This window comes from Streptomyces sp. CNH287 (assembly GCF_000424825.1).
This window is the reverse complement of sequence record NZ_AUKQ01000004.1, coordinates 68,049-93,511: the sequence shown is the minus strand read 5'-3', so window position 1 is coordinate 93,511 and position 25,463 is coordinate 68,049. Positions and strand designations below refer to the sequence as shown.

Sequence of the window (25,463 nt, the reverse complement as noted above, 5' to 3'; positions counted from 1 at the left end):
TGATCCGGCTCAGCGCTGCAGGGCGGGGATGACGTCGCTCCCGTAGCCGTCGATGGTGCTCTCCTTCGCGTCGTGCATCGCGTAGAGCGCGAACTGGTCGACGCCCAGGGCCCGCAGCGCGCGCAGCTTGTCGATGTGGGCCTCGGCGGGGCCCAGCAGGCAGAAGCGGTCCACCACGGCGTCGGGCACGAAGGCCGCCTCCGGGTTGCCCGCACGCCCGTGGTGGGCGTAGTCGTACTCCTGCCGGGTGGCGATGTAGGCGGTGAGCGCCTCCGGTACGAGGTCGGTGTCGGTGCCGTACCGGGCGACCAGGTCGGCCACGTGGTTGCCGACCATGCCGCCGAACCAGCGGCACTGCTCCCGGGCGTGCGCGAGCGCCTCCGGGGTGTCCTCGCAGAGGTAGGCCGGGGCGGCCACGCAGACGGTGATCTCGTCGGGGTCGCGCCCGGACTGCGCGGCGCTGGTGCGGACGGCCTTGACCATCCACTCCGTCAGGTACGGGTCGGCGAGCTGGAGGATGAAGCCGTCCGCCTCGCGCCCGGCCATGGCCAGCGCCTTGGGGCCGTACGCCGCCATCCAGACCGGCAGCTTCCCGTCCCGCACCCAGGGGATGCGCAGTGGGGTGCCGTCCACCACCGCCTCCCGGCCCTCGGCCAGGTCGCGGATGACGGACATCGCCTCGCTGAGGCGGGCCAGGGTGTGGGGCCGCCGCCCGGCGACGCGCATCGCGGAGTCGCCCCGCCCGATGCCGCACACGGTGCGGTTGCCGTACATCTCGTTGAGGGTGGCGAAGGTGGAGGCCGTGACCTCCCAGGCACGGGTGCCGGGGTTGGTCACCATGGGGCCGACGACCAGGCGCTGGGTGTGCGCCAGGATGCGGCTGTGGATGACGTACGGCTCCTGCCACAGCACGGCGGAGTCGAACGTCCAGCCGTAGCGGAAGCCGTTGCGCTCGGCGCGGCGCATCAGGCCGACGGTGGCGGCACCGGGCGGGTCGGTCTGGAGGACGAGGCCGAAGTCGAGCGTGCCGGGGTTCATGGCCGTACGCTCCCCTGGTCCCGGGCGGCGCTGCCGTGTTCGAGGTACTGGCACAGCCCCCGCGGGGTGTACTGGCCGTGGCCCGCCCGGCCCACCCACGTGCGGCGGTCGATGACCGTCTCGCCGCGCGAGAGCACGGTCTCCACCCGGCCGGTGATCCGTTTGCCCTCGTAGACCGAGTAGTCGACGTTCATGTGGTGCGTCTCGGCGGAGAGGGTCTGCTCGGCGGCGGGGTCGTAGATGACCACGTCGGCGTCGGAACCGGGCGCGAGCGTGCCCTTCTTGGGGTAGAGGCCGAACATCCGCGCCGGTGCCGCGGCGGCCAGCTCGATCCAGCGGCGGCGGCCGATGTGCCCCTCCAGGACGGCCTGGTGGAGCAGGTCCATCCGGTGCTCGACACCCGGCAGCCCGTTGGGGATCTTGGAGAAGTCGCCCCGTCCCAGCTCCTTCTGGCCGCTGAAGCAGAACGGGCAGTGGTCGGTGGAGACGACCTGGAGGTCGTTGGTGCGTAGGCCGCGCCAGAGCGCCGCCTGGTGCTCGCGCGGCCTCAGCGGGGTGCTGCACACGTACTTGGCGCCGCCGAAGTCGGGCTCGGCGAGGTTGTCGGTGGACAGGAAGAGGTACTGCGGGCAGGTTTCGCCGAAGACGGGGAGGTCCTTGTCGCGGGCGGCGGCCAGTTCGGCCACGGCCTCGCCTGCGGAGACGTGGACGACGTACAGCGGTGAACCGGCCACCCGGGCCAGCTGGATGGCGCGGTGGGTGGCCTCGGCCTCCAGCAGCACCTTGCGGACCTCGCCGTGGTGGCGCGGATCGGTGCGCCCGGCGGCGAGGGCCTGCTCGACCAGGACGTCGATGGCGATGCCGTTCTCGGCGTGGATCATGGTCAGCGCGCCGTTGGCGGCCGTGCGCTGCATGGCGCGCAGGATCTGGCCGTCGTCGCTGTAGACGACGCCGGGGTAGGCCATGAACAGCTTGAAGGAGGTGATGCCCTCCTCCACCAGCAGGTCCATCTCCTTGAGGGTGCCCTCGTGCACGTCGGAGAGGATCATGTGGAAGGCGTAGTCGATGGCGCACTTGGCGTCGGCCTTGGCGTGCCACTGGTCCAGGCCCTCGCGCAGCGCGTGGCCGCGCGCCTGGACGGCGAAGTCGACGATGGTGGTGGTGCCGCCCCAGGCCGCCGCGCGGGTGCCGGTCTCGAAGGTGTCGGAGGAGAAGGTGCCGCCGAAGGGGAAGTCCATGTGCGTGTGCGCGTCGACGCCGCCCGGCAGGACGTACCTGCCGGTGGCGTCGAGGGTGTGGTCGACGGTCCAGCCCTGCGCGTAGTCGCTGCCGTGGGCGGCGAGCGCGGCGATGCGGCCGTCCTCGATGAGGACGTCGGCGTGCAGTTCGTCGGCGGCGGTGATCACGAGACCGCCCCGGATCGCGGTACGGCTCACGGGCGGGCACTCCCTCCCAGTTCGGCCTCGGCGGTGCGCAGAGCGTCCGCCAGGATGCCGGCGCCCTCCTCCGCCTCGGCGACGGTCAGTGTCATCGGTGGCGCGATGCGCAGGACGCTGCCCAGGTGGCTGCCGCCCTTGCCCAGCAGCAGCCCGCCTTCCCGCGCGGCCTCCAGCACCAGCGACGCGGCCTCGTTCGAGGGCTCGTCGGTGCCGGGGCGTACCAGCTCGACGCCGATCATCAGGCCCCGGCCGCGCACCTCCCGGACGATCTCCAGGCCCGCGCAGGCCGCGCGCAGCCGCTCCAGCAGGAGGCCGCCGACGCGCCGGGCGTTGCCCTGGAGGTCGTGCTCCAGAAGGTAGTTGAGGTTGGCGCTGCCGGCGGCCATGGTGACCGGGCTGCCGCCGAAGGTGGAGATGGAGTGCGCGTCCAGGCAGTTCATGACTTCGGCGCGGGCGACGACGCCGCCGATCGACGCGCCGTTCCCCAGGCCCTTGGCGAAGGTGAGGAGATCGGGCGGGCCGGCCCGGCCGTGCGCCTGCCAGCCCCAGAAGTGGTCGCCGGTGCGGCCCCAGCCGGTCTGCACCTCGTCGGAGATCCACAGGATGCCGTGCCGCTGGAGGACCTCGCGGAAGTCCGCGTACAGCCCGTCGGGCGGGGCCGTGAAGCCGCCGACGCCCTGCACCGGTTCGGCGATCAGCGCGGCCACCCCGCCGCGGGTCTGGCCGAGCAAGTCCGTGAGGTCGGCGACGCAGGCAGCGGTGAACTCCGCGTCGCCCAGGTGCGCGTACGGGCCGCGGGTGCGCACGCCGCCGTGCACGTAGAGCGTCTGGAGGGGCGAGAGGCTGGTGGGTGACCAGGCGCTGTTGCCGGTGATGCCGACGGCGGAGAAGGAGCGGCCGTGGTAGCTGTTGCGCATCGCCAGGACCTGGTTCGAGCGGCGGTAGGCGGTGGCGAGCAGCAGCGCGGTGTCGTTGGCCTCGGTGCCGGAGGTGGTGAAGAAGACCCGGGGGTCGGGGATGCCGGAGAGGGCGGCGACGCGTTCGGCCAGCTCCACCATCGGGCGGTCCAGGTAGAGGGTGGAGGTGTGCAGGATGCGCCCGGCCTGCTCGGCCACGGCCTTGGTGACCTCGGGCAGGGCGTGCGCGGTCATGGTGGTGAGGATGCCGCCGAAGAAGTCGAGGTAGCGGCGGCCCTCGGCGTCCCATACGTGCCGCCCCTCGCCGTGCGTGATCTCCAGCGGGCGCTCGTAGTAGAGGGCGAGCCAGTCGGGGAGGACGGCGCGGTGCCGGTCGTGGAGCGCGGTCACGGCTGCACCAGCCCGCCGTACGCCTCCGGCCTGCGGTCCCGGTAGAACGCCCACTGCCGGCGCACCTCGTCGATCAGCGAGAGGTCGAGGTCGCGTACGAGCAGTTCCTCCTCCTTGTCGCTGGCGGTGTCACCGACGAACTGGCCGCGCGGGTCGACGAAGTAGCTGGTGCCGTAGAAGTCGTTGTCGCCCAGCTCCTCGGTGCCGACGCGGTTGATGGCGGCGACGAAGTACTCGTTGGCGACGGCGGCGGCGGGCTGCTCCAGCTGCCACAGGTAGCCGGAGAGGCCGCGGGAGGTGGCGGAGGGGTTGTAGACGAGCTGGGCACCGGCCAGGCCCAGTTCCCGCCAGCCCTCCGGGAAGTGCCGGTCGTAGCAGATGTAGACCCCGACCTTGCCGACCGCCGTGTCGAAGACCGGCCAGCCCAGGTTGCCGGGCCTGAAGTAGTACTTCTCCCAGAAGCCGCGCACCTGCGGGATGTGGTGCTTGCGGTAGGTGCCCAGCACCGTGCCGTCCGCGTCGATCACGGCGGCGGTGTTGTAGTAGAAGCCGGACTGCTCGACCTCGAAGACCGGCACGACCATGACCATGCCGGTCTCCCTCGCCAGCTCGGCCATCCGCCGGACCGTCGGCCCCTCGGGCACCGGCTCCGCCCACTTGTAGTGCTCCGGGTCCTGCACCTGGCAGAAGTAGGGGGCGTTGAAGACCTCCTGGAAGCCGATGATCCGGGCGCCCTGGCGGGCCGCTTCCCGCGCGTGCCGCTCGTGCTTGGCGATCATCGACTCGGTGTCGCCGGTCCAGGTCGCCTGCACGAGCGCGGCGCGCACAACATCGGGCATGGACAGCTCCTTTGAACGGGCGTCAGCCGGGATTGACCCGCGTAGATCCGCGTGGCGCGGCGGAGATCCGCGTAAGGATGCGACCGTAAAGCCCGGTATGGACGGTGGCAAGGGCATCGGCATCAGGTCGCGGGATCACTTCGGCACGCTACGGCGGACGGAGCAGCCGCGCGCGGGGGTGCGCGGCCCTCCGCCCCGTCCGGGCACGGTGCCGTCAGCCCCGGTCCGGGCGGACGACCCGGGCGGCGCCGCCGCCGCGCCGTTCCGGCTCCGCCGCCGCGAGCCAGCGTCCGTCCGGCAGCCGCCGCACGCCGGTGGCCGCGCCGATCTCCGGGCTGCGCGCGAACCGGTGCCCGATCGCCTCCAGCGGGGCACGCAGCGGGCCGTCCCACAGGCCCGCCTCCAACTGGGTCTCCTTGGTGTTGCGCTGGCTGGCCCGCGGCGCCGCGATGGCCTCGCCGAGCGGCATGCCGCGGTCGAGGTGGTTGACCAGCGTCTGGAGCACGGTGGTGATGATGGTGGAGCCGCCCGGCGAGCCGAGTGCCAGCACCGCCTCGCCGTCCTCCAGCACGAGGGTGGGGGACATCGAGGAGCGCGGGCGCTTGCCGGGGCCGGGCAGGTTCGGGTCGGGGACCGCCGGGTCGGCGGGCGCGAAGGAGAAGTCGGTCAGCTCGTTGTTGAGCAGGAAGCCCCTCTCGGGCACGGTGATCCCGCTGCCGCCGGTCTGCTCGATGGTCAGCGTGTAGGAGACGACGTCGCCCCACTTGTCCGCGACGGTCAGGTGGGTGGTGCTCTCCCCCTCGTACGTCAGCGGCGCGGCCCGGCCGTGCGTGGCGCAGTCGCGCGGGGCGCGCGGGTCACCGGGGGCGAGCGGGCTGGTGAGCGCCGCGCCGTCCGAGATGAGGCAGCCGCGGGCGTCCGCGAACCGCTGGGAGAGCAGGCCCCGGGTGGGCACGTCCTCGTGGGCCGGATCGCCGACCCAGCGGCCCCGGTCGGCGAACGCGATGCGGCTCGCCTCCAGGTAGCGGTGCAGGGCGTCGGCCGCGCCGCGTCGTCCGGGCGCGCCCAGGTCGTAGCGCTCCAGGATGTTGAGCGCCTCGCCGACCGTGGTGCCGCCCGAGGAGGAGGGCGCCATGCCGTACACGTCCAGCCCGCGGTAGCCGACGCGGGCGGGTGCCTGGGCCTTCACCGCGTAGTCGCGCAGGTCGGCACCGCGCAGGTCGCCGGGCCGCACCTGACGCCCCGCGCCCGGCCGCACCGGCGGCTCGCGCACGGCGCGCACCACGTCGCGTCCCAGTGCGCCCCGGTAGAGGGCGTCCGCGCCGTGTTCGCCGAGGGTGCGGTACGTGCGCGCCAGGTCGGGGTTGCGCAACGTGGAGCCGGTCCTTGGCAGTTCGCCGCCGGGGAGGAAGAGCGCGGCGGACGCGGGGAAGTCCCGGAAGCGGTCCTCGTTCTGCGCGGTCTGCGCGCGGAACGTCTCGTCGACGGTGAAGCCCTGGCGCGCCAGGCGTTCGGCCGGACGCAGCGCCGCGCGCAGCGAGGTGGTGCCCCAGGCGTCCAGTGCCGCCTCCCAGGTCGCGGGGGTGCCGGGGGTGCCGACGCTGAGGCCGCTGGTGACCGCCTCGTCCAGGGGCAGCGGTGCGCCGTCCTCCAGGAAGAGGTCCTCGTCCGCGCTGAGGGGGGCGCGCTCGCGGCCGTCGAGGGTGCCGACCTCGCCGCTGCTCGCGTCGTAGTGGACGAAGTAGCCGCCCCCGCCCACTCCCGCCGAGTACGGCTCGGTGACGCCCAGGGCGGCGGCGGTGGCGACCGCGGCGTCGGCCGCGTTGCCGCCGCGGCGCAGGACCTCGATGCCGGCGGCGGAGGCGTCCGGGTCCACGCTGGAGACGGCCCCGCCGTGGCCGGCCTGCACCGGCGACTTGGGCGGCGCGGCGGAACGGCCCGGCGGGGCGGCGTCCTGCGGAGCCGCGGCCTGCGGGGCGGCGGCGGTGAGGGCGGCGACGGCGGCGGTGGCCGTCAGCAGGGACAGGGCGCGAACGGAGCGGCGGTGCATTCGACCTCCAGGTGTTCGGTCTGACGCGCAGAGTAGTCCTCCGGTGACGCACGCACCGCCTCGAACACCCGTCCCGTCCGACCGGTACGCTGCCGCCCCATGACAGACAACCTTCGCGAGATCGTGCTCGGCGTGCTCGTGGCCGGGGTCGCGGCCTCCCTTGGCTGGCTCGCCCGTTCCTACCTGTGGCGTCGCAGACTCCGGCGCAAGCAGCGCTTCTTCGGTCTGCCGACCAGCTCCGAGTGCGTCCTGGTGGTCAACCGCGACGCCGGTCCGGGTGACTGGGCCGTCGCCCGGCACGACGTGTTCGCGATGCTGGAACTGTCCGCCCTGATCAAGGACTGCGACGCGCACGCGGATGTCATATCCCACGACACGGCGCCCCAGGGCTTCGGCGAGCGCACCGAGTTCTGCGTCGGCGGGCCCGTCTCGCACCGCCGCATGGCCGCGCACATGCAGTCGCTGCTGCCGGGTGTCTCGGTCAACGCCGACATGGAGCCGGGACCCGACCGCGGCTCCTTCCTCATCGGCAACGAGCGCTACCGGCTGGAGAACGGCACCGCCGAGCACGTGCTCCTCGCCCGGCTCACCGCCGGCCAGACGCAGAACACCCGGCCGGTCTTCCTCTTCTGCGGCCAGCGCTCCATCACCGCCCAGGCCGCCGCCCGCTATCTCGCCCGGCACCACACGCGGCTGGCCCGCAAGTACGGCGTCGGCGGCAACTTCTGCCTGCTGCTGCGGGTCGTCAACTCGCAGGCGTACGGCCCCGACGTGGTGGAACTGGTCGCCGACGTCACCCGCGCCGCCACCACGCCCGCCGCGGCCGGCGGCTCGCGCAAGGGCAACCACCGCGCCGGCTGAGCACTGCTCGCTCCGGTTCCGGACCGGTCGGACCAGCCGTCCCGCCCGGCCGCGCCGCACCGGCCCCCGGTCTCACACCTCGGACACCTCCGCGCAGACCTGTGACAGCTCCGGGGTGCCGGTGGCCGCCCAGGTGTGCCCCTCCGCCAGGACGTCCACGGCCCGCCCCGACGGCAGCCGCACCTCCGGCTGCCCGTCGGGCCCCAGCTGCCACACGGCGCCGGGGACCGTACGCACGACGACCGTGCCCAGGTAGAGCCCCGCGTCCGTGCCGAGCCAGGGCGCGACCTCGGGGTCCTCGCGCCAGCGCGGCAGCAGTTGGTCGAGCGCGGCCAACGACTCCGCCGTGTCGTCGAGTTCCACCCCGGACCGCTCCGCGTGGACGCGCAGCAGCTCGCACTCGGACAGCAGTTGGGCGACGCCCTCGGGGTCACGGGAGAGTGCGTCCGTGAGAGTGATTCCCCCGGACTCTCCGTGCCTCTTGCGCCAGTTGTCCAAGAAGGGGATGTTCATACGGTTCAGGGTGGCATCCGTACCGCTCCGAGCACCACAGGCGCGCGGCGTTCGCCACCGCGTGGCAGCCGTAGTGTCACCGCGACTGTGCCTGGTCGCCACTCCTGCGCTGCTCCCGCTTCGCCCGGCACCTGTGGGATCGGCAACGGCACACCACCGTCGAGACAGCCGGGAGGCCGGCGCGCCCGGAGCACCGGGCGGCCGGTCTCCACCGGAGGGGGCACAAGCGTGCGCAGAGGTCTGTGGAGCACCGTCATCGCCGTCTGTCTGACCGTCACCGCGGCACCCGCCGCCTTCTCCGCCGGAGAGCGGGAGGCGGCGGCGCCCGGGCGGGAGGCGCCCGCCAAGCCGCTCCCCCTGGAGCGGCTCTTCGACAACCGGGCTGTGAGCGACGACGCCCGGCCCGGCCGCGCGGACTTCGACGGCGCGGGCAACTCGCTCTCGGCCCAGGACCTGACGGCGGCGGGCTGGAGACCGGGCCGGGACCTGGACATCGACGCGGCCCGCCTGCGCTGGCCGGACCGCCGCCCCGGCCAGCGGGACAACGTACGGGCCGACGGGCAGCAGGTGCGGCTGACCGGACGCGGCGACGCCGTCTCCTTCCTGGTCGCCGCCACCTCCCCGGGCGTGCCCGGCGGCGAGGTCGCCGGCACCGGCACGATCCGGTACGCCGACGGCTCCTCGTCCTCCTACCAGCTGCGGGCCCCCGACTGGCGCGGCGGCCCGCTGGGCACCAAGTCGGTGGCCCTGCCGCATGTCAACACCGAGGACGGCGCCCAGCGCGTGGAGAAGGCGAAGCTGTACGCCGTGACGGTGCCGGTGCGCCAGGGCCGGGAGATCAGTTCGGTCACGCTCCCTGCCGACCCCGGGCCGCGGGCGGACCTGCACGTCTTCGCGGCCTCGGTCCGTGCGGAGAGCCGGGACTGGACCGGCAGCTGGTCCACCAGCATGGCCGGGTATCCGAGCGTGGGGCCCTGGCGGGACCAGACGGTGCGGCTCGTCGTGCACACCTCGGCGGGCGGGCCGCGCGCCCGGGTCCGGCTGGAGAACACCTTCGCCTCCGCGCCGGTGACCATCGGCGCCGCCTCGATCGCCGTCCAGGCGGAGGGCGCCACCGCACAGGGCGACCCCGTCCCGCTGCGCTTCGGCGGACGGGACGAGGTGACGATCCCGGCGGGCGCGCAGGTGTTCAGCGACACCGTCGGCTTCGACGTGCCCGCCGACACCAACCTGCTGGTCAGCCTGCACCTGCCCGACCCCGTCGCGGCGGCCCCGGTGCACAGCCAGGCGCTCCAGACCTCGTACCTGAGCGCGGACGGCAGCGGCGACCGTACGGGCGAGCGGGGCGGGGCGGCCTACACCGGGACGCTGAAGACGTGGCCGTATCTGACCGGTGTCGACGTCCAGGGCGGCCCCGGCTCGGTGGTCACCCTGGGCGACTCGATCACCGACGGGGTGAAGTCGACACCCGGAACCAACCGGCGCTGGCCGGACGTCCTGGCGCGGCGGCTGCGGGAGCAGCACGGCACGCCCGGCGACGTGCCCGCGTACGGCGTGCTCAACCACGGGATCTCGGCCAACCGCGTGGTGACCGACCGCTACCCGGGCGACGGCATCAGCACCGACACCGGCGGGGTCAGCGCGCAGCACCGGCTGGAGCGCGACGTCCTGGCGCAGACCGGGGCCCGTACCGTGGTGCTCTTCGAGGGCGTCAACGACGTGCGCTGGGGCACCACTTCCGCGGAGGTGATCGCGGGCATGCGGGCCATCGCCCAGCGGGCGCGGGAGCGGGGACTGCGCGTCGTGGGCGCCACGATCACGCCCTGCGGCGGCTACAAGGACTGCACGGCCAAGGTCGAGGAACGGCGGCAGGCCGTCAACGACTTCGTCCGCGACAACGAGGGCACCTTCGACGCCGTGCTCGACTTCGACGCGGTGGTACGCGACCCGGCGCAGCCGGAGCGGATGCTGCCCGTCTACGACAGCGGCGACCACCTGCATCCGGGCGACGCGGGACTGGCGGCACTCGGCGAATCGGTCGACCTGCGCAAGCTCGTGCCGTGAACGGGCGTCGGCGCGGCGAGACCCGCCGCGCCGGCGTCACACCTCCAGGTCGACCACGACCGGTGCGTGGTCGGAGGCGCCCTTGCCCTTGCGCTCCTCGCGGTCGACGTACGCGTCCCGCACCGCCGCGGCGAACGGCGCGTTCCCGTAGACCAGGTCGATGCGCATGCCCTTGTTCTTCGGGAAGCCCAGCTCGCGGTAGTCCCAGTAGGTGAAGGGGTGGTCGTACTTCAGCGGGCGCGGTACGACATCGGACAGGCCCGTGCCGCGCAGCGCCGCCAGCGCGCCGCGCTCGGCCTCGGTGACGTGGGTGGCGCCGTCGAACCGCGCGATGTCCCAGACGTCCTCGTCCGCCGGCGCGACGTTGTAGTCGCCCAGGACCGCGAACGGCAGCGGGCCCGCCGCGTCCGCCTCCGAGGCCTTGCGCAGGGCCTCCAGCCACTCCAGCTTGTACGCGAAGTGGGGGTGGCCGACCTCGCGGCCGTTGGGTACGTAGACCGACCGGACGCGGACGCCGCCGCAGGTGGCCGCGACGGCGCGCGGTTCCTGGACCCCCTCGTACGCCGGGCCGCCGGGCAGCCCCGTCACGACGTCGGAGATGCCGACGCGGGAGAGGACCGCGACGCCGTTCCACCGCCCGTCCCCCAGCACCGCGGCCTCGTACCCCAGCTCGCGCAGCGCCTCGGCGGGGAACGCCTCGGCGGAGCACTTCAGCTCCTGGAGGCAGACGACATCGGTGCCGGAGGACTCCAGCCAGGCCAGCAGCCTGGGCAGCCGTGCGGTGACGGAGTTGACGTTCCATGTCGCGATACGCATGGGGAAAACCTACCGCCCGGCACCGACAACGGTGCTCGAGCCCGGTGCCAGCCGGGTGTGCACCGTCTCGCCGACGCCCGCGCCGTTCGGCCCGAGCATCCGCCCGTAGATGGGGTGGGCGAAGTCCGAGAGCAGGCCGTCGTGCACGTCGTACGCCTGCCGGGGGCGCACCTCGCGCAGGTACTCGATGATCTCGGACACCTTGTTCCACGGGGCCTGCACCGGCAGCAGCAGGGTGTCCACGGGGCGCTCCGGCACCGTGAGGGCGTCGCCCGGGTGGAAGACCGCGCCCTCCACGAAGTAACCGACGTTGGTGCAGCGCGGGATGTCCGGGTGGATCACGGCGTGCAGTTCGCCGTGCACCTCGACCTCGAATCCGGCGGCCTCGAAGGCGTCACCGTGCCCGACCGTGTGCACCCGGCCGGGGAAGGCCGCGGACAGCTTCCCGGCGACACTGGCCAGCGTCCAGATCGCCGCCGCCGGGTTCGCCTCCAGCGCGGTGCGCAGCCGCGCCTCGTCGAAGTGGTCGGCGTGCTCGTGGGTGACCAGGATCGCGTCGGCGCCCAGGGCTGCGTCCTCCTCGCTGAACGCACCCGGGTCGATGACCAGGGTCCGGCCGTCCTTCACGAGGCGTACGCAGGCGTGGCCCTTCTTCGTCAGCTCCATGTCCGCCATTATGCGGTGCCCGGCAACGCACGGTGCGGGATTCGGCCGGTACCGCCCCCGGCGGGACCGTACGGCGGGCTCCGAGCGGAAGACCCTAGTCCCCCGGCGTCGTCTCCTCCCGGATGACGTCGCGCGCGACGTGGAAGGCGGCGTTCGCGGCGGGCATCCCGCAGTAGACGGCGGTGTGCAGCAGCACCTCCTTGATCTCCGCCGGGGTGAGCCCGTTGCGCAGGGCGGCGCGGGTGTGGAAGGCCAGCTCGTCGAGGTGGCCGCGGGCGACCAGCACGGAGAGCGTGGCCACCGAGCGGGTGCGGCGGTCGATGCCGGAGCGGTCCCAGACCTCGCCCCAGGTGTAGCGGGTGACGAAGTCCTGGAACTCCCGGGTGAAGTCGTCGGCGGTCTCGGCGGCGCGGTCGACGTGCGCGTCCCCGAGCACCTCGCGGCGCACCTTCATGCCCGCCTCGTACCGGTCCATCCGGGCCGCCGAGGCCTCTCCGGCCTCCAGTTCGGCCACCGCGGCGGGCTGCGGCGGCACGGGGGCGATGACGGGGGCCGGGGCAGGCGGCCCGGCGGCCGACTGCTGCCAGGTGGTCGTCAGGTGGCGGAGGAGCAGCTCGCTGACGGCGCCCGGCTGCTCGACGGGGACCAGGTGCGCGGCGCCGGGCACGATCGCCAGCCGCGCGTCCGGAATCCCGGCGACCAGGGCACGCGCGTCGGCGGGCGGCGTCGCCTCGTCCTCGGCACCGGCCACCACCAGCGCGGGCACGCCGATGCGCCCCAGCTCCGTACGGATGTCGAAGGCGGCCAGCGCCTCACAGGCGGCGATGTAGCAGCCCGGGTCGGTCGTACGGACCATCTGCACGGCCCACTCGACGATCGCGGGCTGCGCCGCGGCGAACGCGGCGGTGAACCAGCGCTCCGGGGTGGACGCGGCGATCGGGTCCAGCCCGTTGGTCCGCACGACGACGCCCCGCTGCCGCCAGGCGTCGGGGGTGGTGTGCCGGGCCGAGCCGGAGACCAGGGCCAGCGAGGAGACCCGCTGCGGGTGGTCGAGCGCGAGCTGGACGCCGACGGCGCCGCCCAGCGAGCAGCCCGCGAAGCCGAACCGGTCCACGCCCAGCGCGTCCACGGTGGCCAGCAGCCGCTGCGCCAGGTCGGCGGCGGAGGAGGCGGGGTGGGCGGGGGCGCCGCCGTGGCCGGGCAGATCGAAGCGGAGGACCCGCCAGTGTCTGGTGAGTTCCGGTATCTGCCGGTCCCACATGTGCCACGTCGCGCCGAGGGCGGGGCCCAGCACGAGCAGCGGGGCGTCGTCGGGGCCGTCGGTCCGGTGCTGGAGGGTCTTCGTCTCGGTCACCCCTGCACGCTATCGAGGGAGGCGCGCCTTCCGCTTCGCGGGTAGGAAATTCGCCACAGACCCGCTACGGCCCGGTGAACCGCACGGTCGAGACGACGTACACGCGCGGCCGGTCCTCGGCCCGGGTGTCCACCACGATGTTCAGCTCCGGTGTGCTCTTGGAGCGCTGGTACTCCAGACCCGAGTACGTCTCTGCGCCGCCGGTGAAGCGCCAGCCGACCTCTTCGGCCTGCTTGTCGTTGATGGTGATCCGGCCCTTCTCCAGCTCCGACCGCTTGGTGCCGACCTCCTTGAGGAAGGAGCGCAGCTTCTTGTCCGTCGTGCGGAACTGCACGTGCAGCGAGCTGGTCTTCCAGGAGTTGGCCTCGTAGTGCGCCACGTAGCTGGAGCCGGGCGGGATCGGCACGTCGTAGATGCGCCGCTGCACCTTGCTGGGCCAGTCCCAGGTGAGGTTGTCCAGCGAGGCCTCCCGCTCCTTCTTCTGGCCGCTCTCCCGGCTGACGAAGGCCGACATCACCAGATAGCCCGCCGGGATCGCGATCAGCAGTACGACGATCAGCAGTGTGACCAGGCGGTGCCGCGGCCGGTGCGGGGGACGCTGCCCGTTCGGCGGCGTCTGCGACCGCGGTTCCATCGGCTCCCCGGAGGCGGTGCGGGTGTTCGAGGTGGTCGGAGTGGTCGGATTGCTCGGCGCGGTGGACGCGGCGGACGTGCTCACCTGGCCGTTCGAGGCGGCGCCCTGGCTCACTGACCCACCGCCCGGCGCAGGTTGTCGGCTGCGCGTTCGTAGCGCTCGTAACGCTCCAGTCTTCGCCGGTTGGCGCGGCGGAAGCGGCGGGCCACCAGGCGGGCCAGGTCCGCCGCGCCGACCATGCCCGCCTCGGGCCCCAGCTGGGCCTTGGCGATACGCGCCTCCGGGCGGTAACCGCGCCCGGTCAGATGGCGCCGGAACGCCTCCCGGGCCGGATCGATGAGCAACTCGTCGGCGGCGCTGACCCCACCGCCGATGACGAAGCAGCCCGGGTCGAGGGCGGCGGCGAGGTTGGCGATCCCTATGCCCAGCCACTGGCCGATGTCCTGCAGCAGCTCCACGCACATGGCGTCGCCGCCGCGCGCCAGCTCCGTGATCAGCGGCCCGGTGATGTCAGCGATCTGGCCGCCCGTACGCGCGATGATCCCGTACGCGACGGGCGACTCGGCCGCGGCCAGCTCACGCGCCTCGCGCACCAGTGCGTTGCCCGAGCTGTACTGCTCCCAGCAGCCGCGGTTGCCGCAGGGGCAGCGGTGGCCGCCGGGCACGACCTGCATGTGGCCGAATTCGCCGGCCACCCCGTACTTGCCGCGCTTGACCCGGCCGTCCTCCAGGATGGCCCCGCCGATGCCCGTGCCGAGGGTGATCATCACGAGGTGGTCCTCGTCGCGGCCCGCGCCGAAGCGCCACTCGCCCCAGGCGGCGGTGTTCGCGTCGTTGTCCACCATGACCGGCACCGCGAGGCGGGCGGTCAGCGCGTCCTTCAGCGGCTCGTCGCGCCAGGCCAGGTGGGGGGCGAAGAGCACCCGCGAGCGTTCGGCGTCCACCCAGCCCGCGGCGCCGATGCCGACGGCGTGCACGTCGTGCCGGTCGGAGAGGTCCAGCACCAGTTCGGCGATGGTGTCCTCGACGACCTTGGGACTCTTCGACTTCTCCGGTGTCTCCGCCCGCACCTTCTCCAGGATGTGGCCGTCGGCGTCCACGACACCGGCCATCACCTTGGTGCCCCCGATGTCGATGCCGACGGTGGGCACCCGGGGCGCGGAGAGGTGGGAGCGGCGCTCACGCGTACCGACGGTCCGCAGCACGCTCGCGCTGGGCGCGTTGCGCGGATACGCGCGGTCGCGGTACATGCTCACTCCGCGACACCTGCGCTCTGCGCGGAGCGGGTGCGATGGCGGCTGCGGGTGGGTGCGCGCAACGGTCGTCTCGTCTCTGCGTGATCACGGTGGTCGGTCGGGACTGGCATGAGAGCCCGCGTGCCGATTGTGCCACGTGGGGGTGACGGGCCGTGCGGTGCGGCGCAGTGCGGGGGCGCACGGGGGCGTGCGGGCGCGCACCCGCACGCCGTCCGGCACCGCCCGCGATTGCCGTCCGCCGCCGGGGCCGGGCATCCGGCCGAAACGGCCGCAGGCCCGTCGTGAGCAGCCCGGACCTCCCCGCGGGGCCCGGACCGGACGGGCGGCCCGTGAGGTCGCGCCGTGCGGGTCCTGCCGGATCGGTCGGCGGCGGCGGACGCCGGGGTCTCCCCTGCCCCGTCAGGACCAAGGGTCCCCGCACCCCGGCGTGCGCGCGGGCGGGCCGGCGGCCGGGGCGGGCGGGGCGGCGGCCGGGGCGGGCGGGGCGGGGCCGTCAGGGCGTGGGGCGGGACAGCTCGTGGCTCAGCTGTTCCAGCTCGCTGCCGCCCGCCATCTGGCGGGTCAGTTCGTCGAGGCTGATCTCGTCCTTGGCGTAGCTTCCGGCCATCGTCCCGCGCATCAGCAGGACGAAGCGGTCTCCGACCAGATACGCGTGGTGCGGGTTGTGGGTGATCAGGACGACGCCGAGGCCCTGGTCCCGCGCGGCGGTGACGTACTTGAGCACGACGCCCGACTGCTTGACGCCCAGCGCCGCCGTCGGCTCGTCCAGGACGAGCACCTTGGCGCCGAAGTGGACGGCGCGGGCGATGGCGACGCACTGCCGCTCGCCGCCCGAGAGGGTGCCGATGGGCTGGTCGACGTCGCGCAGGTCGATGCCCATCCGCAGCAGCGCCTCGTGCGTCGTACGCCGCATGTGCCCCACGTCGAGGCGGGCCAGCGGGCCGCGGCCGATCAGGGGCTCGGAGCCGAGGAAGAAGTTCCGCCAGACCGGCATCAGGGGGACGACGGCCAGGTCCTGGTAGACCGTGGCGATGCCCCGGTCCAGGGCTTCGCGCGGGGAGCGCAGGCGGGTCTCCTCCCCCTCTATGGCGAACGTGCCCGCGTCGTGCTGGTGCAGCCCTGCGATGATCTTGATCAGGGTGGACTTGCCCGCCCCGTTGTCGCCCAGCACGCAGGTGATCCGGCCGCGCTCAGCCTCGAGTGAGACCCCCTCCAGAGCCTTGATGTTCCCGTAGTTCTTGCTGATCCCGGTCAGTTCGACGAGGGTGCTCATGAGCTGGCCTCCGCCCGCCTGCGAATCCACGCGTTGAGGAGGGTGGCGAGCAGCAGCATCGCCCCCAGGAAGAACTTGAACCACTCGGCGTCCCACTGGGCGTAGACGATGCCCTTGTTGGTCATCCCGAAGATGAGGGCGCCGATGGCCGCGCCGACCGCGGAGCCGTAGCCGCCGGTCAGCAGGCAGCCGCCGATCACGGCCGCCGCGATGTAGATCAGCTCGTTGCCCACGCCCTCGCCGGACTGGACGACGTCGTAGTTGAAGAGCAGGTGCTGGCCGGAGATCCAGGCGGCCAGCGCGACGCCCATGTAGAGGCCGATCTTGGTGCGGCCCACCGGGACGCCGACGGCGCGGGCGGCGTCCGCGCCGCCGCCGACCGCGAAGATCCAGTTGCCGGTGCGGGTGCGCAGCAGTATCCAGGTGGCCACGGCGACCAGCCCCAGCCACCACAGGATGGTGACCTGGAAATCGGCGCCGAAGAGCGTCACGTGCGAGGCGAACAGCGCGTGCGCCGAGCCGAAGCCCTCCATGTCCCCGATGCTCTTGGTGGAGACGGTGCCGCTGACGAGCCTGGTCACGCCCAGGTTGAGTCCGGTGAGCATGAGGAAGGTGCCGAGCGTGATGATGAAGCTCGGCAGCTTCGTGCGCACCAGCATGACCCCGTTGAAGAAGCCCAGGGCCAGGGTGACCAGCAGCGAGACGCCGACGCCCACCCAGACGTTGGCCGTCATCTGGTAGCTGAACATCGAGGAGACCAGCGCCGAGGAGGTGACCATGACGCCGGTCGACAGGTCGAACTCGCCGCCGATCATCAGCAGGGCGACCGGCACGGCCATGATCCCGATGGTGGACGAGTGGTAGAGGACCGTGGCGAAGCTGGAGGTCTGGAAGAAGCTGTCGGCCACCAGGGTGAAGAAGACGAAGACGGCGACCGCGCCGACGACCGACCCCAGTTCCGGGCGGCTGAGCACGCGCCGCAGCAGGGAGCGGTGCGCCAGCCGGTCGTCCTGCCGCTTCTCGGCGGGTCCGGCCGTCGGCGCTGCCGTCATCGCGTCCCCCGATCCGTGTACTTCTTGAGCACGGGGGCGTCCTTCTTGGTGAGGATCTGCGGGCCGGTCAGTACGGGCTGTCCGCCGCCGAGCATGTCGCCGTTGTAGCGGTAGAGCCACATCAGGTCGACCGCCTCGTAGCCCTGGAGGTAGGGCTGCTGGTCGACGGCGAACCCGATCGAACCGTCCTCCAGCCCGGCGGCGACCTTGGCGTTGAGGTCGAAGGTGGCGATCTCGGCGTCGCTGCCCGCCTGGTCCACCGATTTCACGGCGGTGGCGGCGAAGGGTGCGCCCAGGGTGATGACGGAGTCGATGGAGTCGTCCGCCTGGAGCTTCGCGGTCAGGGAGGACTCCACGTCGGGCATGTTGGTGCCCTCGACGTAGAGCTTCTCGACCTTGCCCTCGAAGGTCTTCCCGACGCCGTCGCACCGCTGCTCGTGGCCGACGTTGCCCTGCTCGTGCAGGACGCAGAGCGTCTTCTTGCGGTCGCGCCCGTTCAGCTCCGTCCCCACGGCCTCACCGGCGACGTTCTCGTCCTGGCCGATGTGGGTGAGGGCGCCGAACTCCTTGGACTGGTCCTGGCCGGAGTTGATCGTGATCACCGGGATGCCCGCCTTGACGGCCTTCTTGACGACCTGCTTCATGGCGTCGGGCTTGGCGAGCGTCACGATCAGGCCGTCGACGTCCTTGTCGATCATCGACTGGACGAGCTGTGCCTGCCGCCCGCCCGCCTCGTCGTGCTCGTAGAGGAACTCGATGTTGTCCTTGACGGCCGCCTGGTCGGCGCCCTTGCGGACGATGTCCCAGTACGTGTCGCCGTCGCCCGAGTGGGTCACCATGGCGACCTTCCAGCGCGGGGTGTCGACCGCGGACCGGCCCCCGGCCTGCGCCCGCTCCCGCTCCTCCTCGGCGCGCTTGCCGCCCGTGCTGCTGCATCCGGCCGCCGCGACGGCGGCGATCACGGCCGCCAGGACGGCGCCCTTCGCCCGCAGCCGCCTGCTGCGCCTGCGGACCTTCTCCACCGTGGACACGTGGTTCTGTCCTTTCGACGCGGTCTTCGCCGCAGGTCATCGCGATCTCTGCGGATTTCCGGACAAGTATCGGTCACCGCTGCCGGAAAGTACCCCACCGGGTCCTGCCCGCCTCAGCTCCGTACGAGCAGCTGGAAGTCGAAGGAGTAGCGGGAGGCGCGGTAGAGATGGGAGCCGTACTCGACCACGCGCCCGGTGTCGTCGAAGGTGACCCGCTGCATCGTCAGCACGGGCGCGCCCGCGGGCTCGCCCAGCAGCTCCGCCTCCGCGGGGGTGGCCGCGCGGGCGCCGATCGTCTGCCGGGCGCTGTGCAGGGTGATGCCCGCCCCGCGCAGCAGCCGGTAGAGGCCGGTGCGCTCCAGTTCCTCGCCGTCGGCGCGCAGTAAGTCGGCCGGCAGCTGGTTGCGCAGGTAGGCCACCGGCTCGCCGTGGGTGAGCCGCAGCCGCTCCAGCAGCCGCACCTCGGTGCCCTCGTTCACCGCGAGGACGGCGGCGGTCTCGGTGTCGGCGGCCCTGGTCTCCAGGGTGAGCACCCGGGTGGCGGGGCGCTGACCGGCCGCCTCCAGGTCGTCGTAGAGGCTGCTCAGTTCCAGCGGGCGGCGGATCTTGCTGTGCACGACCTGGGTGCCGATGCCGCGGCGGCGCACCAGCAGGCCCTTGTCGACCAGCGCCTGGATGGCCTGCCGGACGGTGGGGCGGGAGAGGCCGAGGCGTCCCGCAAGCTGGATCTCGTTGCCCAGGAGGCTTCCCGGGGCGAGTCTGCCCCGTTCGATGGCGGCTTCGAGCTGCTGGGAGAGCTGGTAGTAGAGCGGGACCGGGCTGTTGCGGTCCACGCCGAGCTGGAGGTCCACCGGAGACTTCTTGGCCACCTGGGGAGGGTATCGCCCGTGCGGGTACGCCGGAAGCCGTACGTTCGGTTGTCCGGACAATGCGACAACCTAATGCCCTCGTGGGCGCCGAGATCCGCCGGTCAGGGGCACGGGGAGGCGCGGGCACCGTCCGGCACGCGGGTGCATCAGGTGCACGACGCGGGCGGTGCGGACGTACGGCTTCTGAGCGGCGGGGCGCGGGCCCGCACGGATCGGCCGCCCGCACCCGCTCGGCCGCATGCCGGGCCGGACCCGGCGGCCGGTACGTCCCCCCGCGCCGCACCGGCCGCCGCCGGGCGGTGCCCGGCCGCGGAGACCACCGCGCCGTCAGGTGGAGATGGGACCCAGCTCCACCCAGACCACCCGGCCCTCCTCGTTCTCCGTACGGTCCACCCCCCACTCCTCCGAAAGGGCGTCGACCAGCAGGAGTCCGCGCCCGTGTTCGTCATCGGGCGTGGCCCAGCTGGGCAGCGGGACCCTGGTCTCGCTGCCCTGGTCGTGGATCTCGATCCGCAGCCTGGTCCCCCCACCGTGCAGCAGACAGCTGATCCGCGAACTGTCGCTGTGCAGCACTGCGTTGGTGAACAACTCGGAGACCAGCAGCTGCGCGGTGTCGCACACGTCCGCCGGGAAGGCCCAGCGGCGGAGCTGCCTGCGCACGCGGCGGCGCGCGTCCGCGACGGCGGTGTCGTGGGCGGGAAGTTCGAAGCCCGCCCAGAGCAGTTCGGTGTCCGCGCCGTCCTGCTGCGGCAGAGCGAGCACCGTGGTGCCACGAGGTAAGGCCACGGCCATTCCGCCTTCCGTCCGCCAGTAACGGGGGTTCCACCGACTGTCTTCCCTGACACTATCCAGCCCGCCAGGGGCAGATGGCAAGGGGCGTTCTGCAAATTGCATAATAGGTGGCGCAGGCTGTTCGTTCCCGGGATGGCATGTAACACTGCATGTCCAGCAGGGCTGTTGACGCCTCAATGAATCTGACCGAGAGGGAGGGGACGGTGCCTGACGCACGATCAGCACCGACCGTGGGGCAGATCGTCCTCGGCCTCCGGCTGCGGGACCTGCGCGAGCGGGCGGGGATCACCTTCGACGAAGCCGCCCGCGCGCTGAGTGTCAACCAGACCACCATCCGCCGCATGGAGAAGGCCGACGTCGGCCTCAAGCCGGTCTACGTGGAGAAGCTGCTGCACGTCTACGACGTGCCGGCCGCGGAGACCGAGTCCTTCCTCTCCTTGGTCGAGGAGGCCGGGAACCCGGGCTGGTGGCACGGCTTCCGGGACGTGCTGCCCAGCTGGTTCAGCCTCTACGTGAGCCTGGAGGAGGCCGCCGACCTCATCCGGGCGTACGAGCCGCACTGCGTGCCCGGGCTGCTCCAGACCGCCGACTACGCCCGCGCGCTGCTGCGCGTGGGCTTCCCCAACGGCCCCGCCGACGAACTGGAGCGCCGGGTGGCGCTGCGGATGGAGCGCCAGGCGCTGCTGATGCGGGACCGTCCACCGCGGCTGTGGGCGGTGATCGACGAGACCGTGCTGCGCCGCCCCGTGGGCGGACCGGAGGTCATGCGCGGCCAGCTCGACCGGCTGGCGGCGGCCATCGCCATGCCGAACGTCACGCTCCAGATCCTGCCCTTCAGCTCCGGCCCGCACCCGGGGATGTTCGGGCCGTTCCAGCTCTTCCGCTTCGACATCCCGGAGCTTCCCGACATCGTCTACACCGAAAGCCTGACGGGGGCCGTCTACCACGACGAGCGTCCGGACACCGTGGCCTATCTGGAGGCCCTGGACCGGATGGGCGCGCAAGCCGCGCCACTAGGAGACACCGAGCGCATTCTCGGTGACCTGCGCAAGGAGTTCTGACCCATGGATCGTATATACAACGGCATGCCGGCCAAGGATCTCGGCGCGCAGGGCTGGCACAAGCCCTGGAGCGGGACCAACGGCGGAAACTGTGTCGAGGCGCTGAAGCTGCACGACGGGCGCGTGGCACTGCGGCAGTCGAGCGATCCGGACGGGCCGGCGCTGATCTACTCACCGCACGAGATCGAGACGTTCATCGAGGGTGCGAAGAAGGGTGACGCCGACTTCCTGCTGAACTGACCGCCCGGCCGCGGACCCGCCGCCGGGCCGGCGGGGTGTCAGCCCGCCCGGCCGGCGAGCGACTTGTGCATGAACGTGCAGGCGTCCGCCACCCGGTGGATCATCCCCGCGGCGTCCTCGTAGGACCAGTAGGCCAGATAGGCCACCGACAGCCGGTAGCCCAGCCGCGCGAACAGCGCCTCGGCCCGCGGGTTGTTCTTCTCCACGCCCAGCCCGGCGGACGGCAGCCCGCGCTGCCGCACGAGGTCCTCGGCCGCCCGGATGAGCAGGGCACCGGCACCCGGAGAGCGCAGCACCCCCGGCCACAGCCCGAAGCCGCTGATCTCCGGGCAGTCGGCGTGCGCGGCCCGCACCTCCGGCGCGGCGCAGCCGTCCCAGCGCACCTCGCAGCTGCCGACGGGCACCGTGCCCTGCCAGGCGACGAGGAAGGTCCCGGTGCCTTCCCGGTGCCGGGCGAAGCGCAGCGCGTGCCGGGAGGTCGCCCCCGGTGACGGCATCTGACGCTCCAGCAGGGCGACGTCGCCCTTCCGGCATTCGGTGATCCTCATGGTTCGGCGGTCCTCGGGGGCTGGGGGCGGAGGTGCGGCCGGGCCGGGTGCCTCGGTACGGCGTGGTGCCGCGTCTGTCTGCCGTCCGGGCGCCCGGGGAGCCGTACCCGGGCAGTCATGCTAGGCGGTTCGCGGTGGATCTTCGACGGCCAGCACGCTCCGTCCACACGATCCGTCCGGAACACCCGCACCTGGGGGGGACGGCTACCGGCCGGGGGCGGGTGCCGCCGCAGCCAGCCGGGCGAGCAGCGCGGCGACCCGGGCGCGGACGGCACCCTCGCCGCCCGCGGCGAGGGACCCGCCCATGCCGCAGGCGACCGCGCCGGCGGCGATCCACTCGGGTGCGCGCTCCGCGGTGATCCCGCCGGTGGGCACGAGCGGGGCCTGCGGCAGCGCGGCCCGTACGTCGGTGACCCAGCGGGGGCCGAGGGCCGAGGCGGGGAAGAGCTTGAGCGCGTCCGCGCCCGACTCCAGCGCCCGGACGGCCTCACCGGCGGTGGCGACGCCGGGGAAGACGGGCACGCCGTAGCGGTGTCCGGTCCGGATGACCTCCGGCTCCAGATGCGGGCAGACCAGGAAGCGGGCGCCCGCCTCCACGGCGGCGCGGGCCGCGGCGGCGTCCAGTACGGTGCCCGCGCCGATGACCGCGCCCGGCCCGTCCGGCCTGCCCGGCACGCCCGGCCCGTCGCCCCCGTACTCCCGGCTCAGGGCGGCCACGGCGCTGGTCGCTCCCGGTGTGGTGAGCGAGATCTCCAGGCTGGTGATCCCGGCGCCCAGCAGGGTGCGGGCGGTGGCGACGGCGCGCTCGGCGCTGTCCTGGCGCACGATGGCCAGGACGCGCTGCGTCAGCGCGGCTTGGGTGATCTCCCAGCGGTACACGTGCCGTTCCCCGTCCTTCCGGTCCGTTCTGCGGGCGTTTCACCCGGAGCGTGCCGCCCGTCGCTCAGCGGTGCACCGCGTCGGCGCCGCTCTGGAGGGCGGCGAGCGTACGGTCCCGGCACTCGGCCGTGGGCAGCCCTTCGGTGTCGGACGGCGCCTGTACGACCAGCGCGGCCACGCACGCGGCCTCGGCCAGCGCCCGCTGGGGCGCGACGCCGCGCAGCCACGCGGAGAGCCAGCCCGCCGCGAAGGCGTCGCCCGCGCCGACGGGATCGGCCACCCGCACGGCGAAGGGCCGCTGCTCCCAGCGCCCGGAGCGGCTGATCGCCGTCGCCGAGTGGTCCCGGCGCTTGATGACCACCGCGCGCGAGCGGCCCAGCTCCAGCAGTGCCTTGGCACCCTCCTCGGCACCGCCACCGAGCAGCAGTTCGAGTTCGTCCTCACCGGCGAGCACCAGGTCGGCCTCGCGCAGCAGCGGGCCCACCGTACGAATCCATTCGTGCTCGGTGCCGAGCTTGCGGCGCACGTTGGGGTCGAAGGAGACGGCGGCGCCCGCGCGCCGCGCCAGCTCGATCAGGCTGCGGACCGTCTCGGCGGCGGACGCCGAGAGCATGGGCGTGATGCCGGTCAGGTGCAGCAGGCGCGCGCCCGCCAGCGCCTCCGCGCCGACGTCCGAGGGCGCGAGGGCCGCGGCGGCCGAGCCCGTGCGGTAGTACTGCACGTCGATGGCGCGCCCGGGATGGCTGTCGCGCAGCAGGAGTCCGGTGGGGGCCAGCGGGTCCGTGGTCACGTGGCTGACGTCCACACCGTCGGCGCGCAGTTCCCGCAGGACCGCCTCGCCCGCCGGGTCCGCGCCGAGCCGCCCGAGCCAGCGGGAGCGGTGCCCCAGCCGGGCCAGGCCCGCCGCCACGTTGGACTCGGCACCGGCCACGGAGCGGCGGAAGTGCACCGCGCGGTCGAGCGGGACTCCCGGCTCGGCCAGCATGAGGAGCATCGCCTCGCCGCAGGTCACCGCCTCCGGTCCAGCTGTCACCGCTACCTCCGCGCCGCCGCCTGCCGCTTCACCTTGAGGGGGGAACGCTACCGGTCGGAGCGCTGGAGAGCACCTTCGGGGGTCGCACCTGCCGGGCACCAGGATGCCGCTGTCTACGCAGGGGCCCCCGCCGCCAGACGGCCTGGCTGTTGAGCCCGACCGGCACCGGCGGCGGGAGCCGCGGTGTTCAGCAGCTGTGGTCGACCAGATCGAACGACTCGTAGTGGTCGGCGGTGTAGTAGTCCTCCTCCTGCTGCTCACCGGTCACGATGCGCCGGGCTCCGCGGTCGTCGGAGCCCGGCGTCTCCACCGTGTACTCGTGGTAGTAGCCGGTGTCCTGGTCGGGCAGCAGTCCTTCGCGGTTCTGGAAGACCGTGCCGTCCTGCGGGTACGGGTAGGGGCCGCCGTCCTCGATCAGTTCGAGGGTGTCGTGTGCCTCGGGGGGCAGCTGCGAGTGGCAGATGTCGCCCACGGCGGCGGCCGCGGCGCCGAGGGTGGGCGGCGGCTGGGCGTGGGCGACGGCGGGGCCACCCGCGAACAGCGCGGCGGTGAGTCCGAGGAGCGCGGCGAGCGTACGCAGGCGCGCGCGGTGTGGGGGGAATCTCATGCCCTCCATGGTGATGCGCGTAGATGCCCTGTCAATCCCGCGCACGAGCCTTTCATCCGCCGTCCATCCACGCGCCGGGAGCACGCCGGGACGGCGCCGGGGGCGGGCGTCAGCCGCCCAGCGCCTGGTGCCGACGGGCCAGCGCCGCCGCCCCGTCGGCCGTCAGCGAACCGTGTACGCGCAGCCGGGCGATGCCCCCGTCGGGGAAGATGTCGATCCGGGCATGGGTGACCGCCGGGCCCTCCGGCAGGACGAAGCGGTGCACCGTGTCGGGCTGGAGCCGGGTGCGCGGCAGCAGTTCGCGCCACTCCCCGTCCGCGCCGTCCCTGCCCAGCAGCGTGGCCCAGCCCGCCGCGTTGCCCTTGAGGTAGCCGGTGTCGATCTCGACGGCACGGGGCACGGAGCGGCCGGCGAGCGCGTAGCGAATCCAGTCGTGGCCCTGGTCGCGCCGCCGCCGCGTCTCCCAGCCGTCGTTCATCTTGCGGGAGCGGCCGGGCCGGATGGTGTTGGCGGGCGAGGAGTAGAAGCGGTCGGACGCGTCCTGGACGGTGCCGCCGTTCTCCAGGGCGACCAGGTCGAAGGTGCCGAGGGCCGTCAGCCAGCCCGGGTCGGGCAGGGCCTCGCCGTACGCGCGCAGCCGCGCGACGCCGCCGTCGGGGTGCAGCCGCAGCCGCAGGTGGGTGAAGCGCCGCTCGGCGGCGACCGCGAAGCCGTTGGCGGCGTGGCCGCCGACGGCCGTGGGCGGCAGCAGCTCGCTCCACAGGACGTCCTCGCCGAGCAGGTCCTCGGGCGAGGGGGCACCGGGCACCGAGGCGCCCTGGACGGACACCGCCCGCGGGTGGTTGCCGCGGAAGTGGGCGGTGTCCACGACCAGGCCGCGCACGGTCCCGGGCACGCCCAGCCGGATCAGCGCCCAGTCGTGGTCGTCCTCGTGCGGGTGCGGCACCTCGGCCGAGGCGCCGCGGCGGCGGCGCGTCTCCCAGCCGTCCATGATCTTGCCCTTGTGCCCGAAGCGCTCGGGGGCGAACTCGGGGGCCTCGGGGCGCAGGAGGTTCTCCCGCTCCGCGAAGAACTCGTCGTTGGCGGCGATGACGCCCGCGCCCAGCTGCCGGTCGGTGAGTTCGGTGAGCGCCGTGAAGGGGAAGTCGGCGGTGCGGTAGTCGGCGTACGGATCGCCGCCGGAGTAGGGGCTCGCGTCGCCTGTGAAGCGGGGGGTGCCGGGGGTATCTGCGGTCATACGG

Annotated in this window: 25 protein-coding genes; 4 read left to right on the top strand and 21 right to left on the bottom strand. The window is 73.2% G+C overall.

Translation table 11 applies throughout. The annotated features are described in order from the left end of the window. Positions 1 to 9: 9 nt before the first annotated feature. From H299_RS0103310 to ggt, 5 genes are all read right to left on the bottom strand, one after another. Positions 10 to 1,038: a TIGR03842 family LLM class F420-dependent oxidoreductase gene (locus H299_RS0103310; protein ID WP_027747248.1), complete on the bottom strand. Its 1,029-nt coding sequence runs from the start codon at positions 1,036 to 1,038 to the stop codon at positions 10 to 12. Continuing rightward, positions 1,035 to 2,474 (bottom strand): dihydropyrimidinase, encoded by a 1,440-nt coding sequence (gene hydA / locus H299_RS31925; RefSeq protein WP_051262089.1) that lies wholly within the window; start codon positions 2,472 to 2,474, stop codon positions 1,035 to 1,037. Before hydA ends, H299_RS0103310 begins: the two co-directional genes overlap by 4 nt. Beyond that, positions 2,471 to 3,784, bottom strand: a complete 1,314-nt coding sequence (locus H299_RS31920) for a class-III pyridoxal-phosphate-dependent aminotransferase (protein WP_037757653.1) — start codon at positions 3,782 to 3,784, stop codon at positions 2,471 to 2,473. The genes hydA and H299_RS31920 overlap by 4 nt, the downstream gene beginning before the upstream one ends. Continuing rightward, on the bottom strand, positions 3,781 to 4,623 hold the full coding sequence (locus H299_RS0103295) for a nitrilase-related carbon-nitrogen hydrolase (RefSeq protein WP_027747247.1): 843 nt from the start codon (positions 4,621 to 4,623) through the stop codon (positions 3,781 to 3,783). The genes H299_RS31920 and H299_RS0103295 overlap by 4 nt, the downstream gene beginning before the upstream one ends. Positions 4,624 to 4,837: 214 nt before the next feature. Continuing rightward, positions 4,838 to 6,673 (bottom strand): gamma-glutamyltransferase, encoded by a 1,836-nt coding sequence (ggt, locus tag H299_RS0103290; protein WP_027747246.1) that lies wholly within the window; start codon positions 6,671 to 6,673, stop codon positions 4,838 to 4,840. A gap of 99 nt (positions 6,674 to 6,772) precedes the next feature. Between ggt and H299_RS0103285 the strand changes: the two genes are divergently transcribed. Continuing rightward, entirely contained in the window at positions 6,773 to 7,534 is a 762-nt protein-coding gene (locus tag H299_RS0103285; protein WP_027747245.1) for a hypothetical protein, read from the top strand. 72 nt (positions 7,535 to 7,606) lie between these two features. Here H299_RS0103285 and H299_RS0103280 read toward each other — a convergent pair whose 3' ends face one another. Beyond that, positions 7,607 to 8,047 carry a DUF6278 family protein gene (locus H299_RS0103280; protein ID WP_027747244.1) on the bottom strand — a complete coding sequence of 147 codons (441 nt, stop codon included), beginning with the start codon at positions 8,045 to 8,047 and terminating at the stop codon, positions 7,607 to 7,609. A 228-nt stretch (positions 8,048 to 8,275) separates the two neighbouring features. Here H299_RS0103280 and H299_RS0103275 point away from each other — a divergent pair, with 228 nt between their 5' ends. Then, on the top strand, positions 8,276 to 10,111 hold the full coding sequence (locus H299_RS0103275; RefSeq protein ID WP_027747243.1) for an SGNH/GDSL hydrolase family protein: 1,836 nt from the start codon (positions 8,276 to 8,278) through the stop codon (positions 10,109 to 10,111). 36 nt (positions 10,112 to 10,147) lie between these two features. On the opposite strand, the gene H299_RS0103270 is transcribed toward H299_RS0103275, so the two are convergent. From H299_RS0103270 to H299_RS0103225, 10 genes are all read right to left on the bottom strand, one after another. Next, positions 10,148 to 10,927, bottom strand: coding sequence for an exodeoxyribonuclease III (locus H299_RS0103270; protein WP_027747242.1), 780 nt, complete (start codon positions 10,925 to 10,927; stop codon positions 10,148 to 10,150). A gap of 9 nt (positions 10,928 to 10,936) precedes the next feature. After that, a complete protein-coding gene (locus H299_RS0103265) occupies positions 10,937 to 11,593 on the bottom strand; it encodes an MBL fold metallo-hydrolase (RefSeq protein WP_027747241.1) in 657 nt (218 codons plus the stop codon). Positions 11,594 to 11,687: 94 nt separating this feature from the next. Further along, positions 11,688 to 12,947 (bottom strand): bifunctional 3-oxoadipate enol-lactonase/4-carboxymuconolactone decarboxylase PcaDC, encoded by a 1,260-nt coding sequence (pcaDC, locus tag H299_RS0103260; RefSeq protein WP_027747240.1) that lies wholly within the window; start codon positions 12,945 to 12,947, stop codon positions 11,688 to 11,690. Positions 12,948 to 13,011: 64 nt separating this feature from the next. Then, positions 13,012 to 13,695, bottom strand: a complete 684-nt coding sequence (locus H299_RS31915; protein ID WP_486587131.1) for a hypothetical protein — start codon at positions 13,693 to 13,695, stop codon at positions 13,012 to 13,014. Beyond that, complete coding sequence (locus tag H299_RS0103250) at positions 13,692 to 14,837, bottom strand: ROK family glucokinase (RefSeq protein ID WP_027747239.1); 1,146 nt, start codon at positions 14,835 to 14,837, stop codon at positions 13,692 to 13,694. The genes H299_RS31915 and H299_RS0103250 overlap by 4 nt, the downstream gene beginning before the upstream one ends. A gap of 493 nt (positions 14,838 to 15,330) precedes the next feature. Further along, on the bottom strand, positions 15,331 to 16,110 hold the full coding sequence (locus tag H299_RS0103245; protein ID WP_027747238.1) for an ATP-binding cassette domain-containing protein: 780 nt from the start codon (positions 16,108 to 16,110) through the stop codon (positions 15,331 to 15,333). Next, entirely contained in the window at positions 16,107 to 17,162 is a 1,056-nt protein-coding gene (locus H299_RS0103240; RefSeq protein ID WP_027747237.1) for an ABC transporter permease, read from the bottom strand. The genes H299_RS0103245 and H299_RS0103240 overlap by 4 nt, the downstream gene beginning before the upstream one ends. Next, complete coding sequence (locus tag H299_RS0103235; RefSeq protein ID WP_027747236.1) at positions 17,159 to 18,154, bottom strand: sugar ABC transporter substrate-binding protein; 996 nt, start codon at positions 18,152 to 18,154, stop codon at positions 17,159 to 17,161. The genes H299_RS0103240 and H299_RS0103235 overlap by 4 nt, the downstream gene beginning before the upstream one ends. Before the next feature lie 152 nt (positions 18,155 to 18,306). After that, a complete protein-coding gene (locus H299_RS0103230) occupies positions 18,307 to 19,044 on the bottom strand; it encodes a GntR family transcriptional regulator (protein ID WP_027747235.1) in 738 nt (245 codons plus the stop codon). Between the two features lie 345 nt (positions 19,045 to 19,389). Beyond that, positions 19,390 to 19,854, bottom strand: coding sequence for an ATP-binding protein (locus H299_RS0103225; protein WP_078512432.1), 465 nt, complete (start codon positions 19,852 to 19,854; stop codon positions 19,390 to 19,392). Between the two features lie 203 nt (positions 19,855 to 20,057). Here H299_RS0103225 and H299_RS0103220 point away from each other — a divergent pair, with 203 nt between their 5' ends. Next, entirely contained in the window at positions 20,058 to 20,915 is an 858-nt protein-coding gene (locus H299_RS0103220; RefSeq protein WP_027747233.1) for a Scr1 family TA system antitoxin-like transcriptional regulator, read from the top strand. Between the two features lie 3 nt (positions 20,916 to 20,918). After that, positions 20,919 to 21,155, top strand: a complete 237-nt coding sequence (locus H299_RS0103215; protein WP_027747232.1) for a DUF397 domain-containing protein — start codon at positions 20,919 to 20,921, stop codon at positions 21,153 to 21,155. Between the two features lie 38 nt (positions 21,156 to 21,193). On the opposite strand, the gene H299_RS0103210 is transcribed toward H299_RS0103215, so the two are convergent. The 5 genes from H299_RS0103210 to alc all read right to left on the bottom strand — a co-directional run bounded on the left by H299_RS0103210 (position 21,194) and on the right by alc (position 25,459). After that, the gene (locus tag H299_RS0103210) at positions 21,194 to 21,703 is read right to left on the bottom strand and encodes a GNAT family N-acetyltransferase (RefSeq protein WP_027747231.1); all 510 of its coding nucleotides are present in this window, start codon (positions 21,701 to 21,703) and stop codon (positions 21,194 to 21,196) included. A gap of 204 nt (positions 21,704 to 21,907) precedes the next feature. After that, on the bottom strand, positions 21,908 to 22,582 hold the full coding sequence (locus H299_RS0103205) for a bifunctional 4-hydroxy-2-oxoglutarate aldolase/2-dehydro-3-deoxy-phosphogluconate aldolase (protein WP_027747230.1): 675 nt from the start codon (positions 22,580 to 22,582) through the stop codon (positions 21,908 to 21,910). A gap of 64 nt (positions 22,583 to 22,646) precedes the next feature. After that, positions 22,647 to 23,615, bottom strand: a complete 969-nt coding sequence (locus H299_RS0103200; RefSeq protein WP_037757648.1) for a PfkB family carbohydrate kinase — start codon at positions 23,613 to 23,615, stop codon at positions 22,647 to 22,649. A 187-nt stretch (positions 23,616 to 23,802) separates the two neighbouring features. Next, positions 23,803 to 24,222 (bottom strand): ribonuclease, encoded by a 420-nt coding sequence (locus H299_RS0103195; protein WP_027747228.1) that lies wholly within the window; start codon positions 24,220 to 24,222, stop codon positions 23,803 to 23,805. Between the two features lie 109 nt (positions 24,223 to 24,331). Further along, entirely contained in the window at positions 24,332 to 25,459 is a 1,128-nt protein-coding gene (alc, locus tag H299_RS0103190) for an allantoicase (protein ID WP_027747227.1), read from the bottom strand. Positions 25,460 to 25,463: the final 4 nt, after the last annotated feature.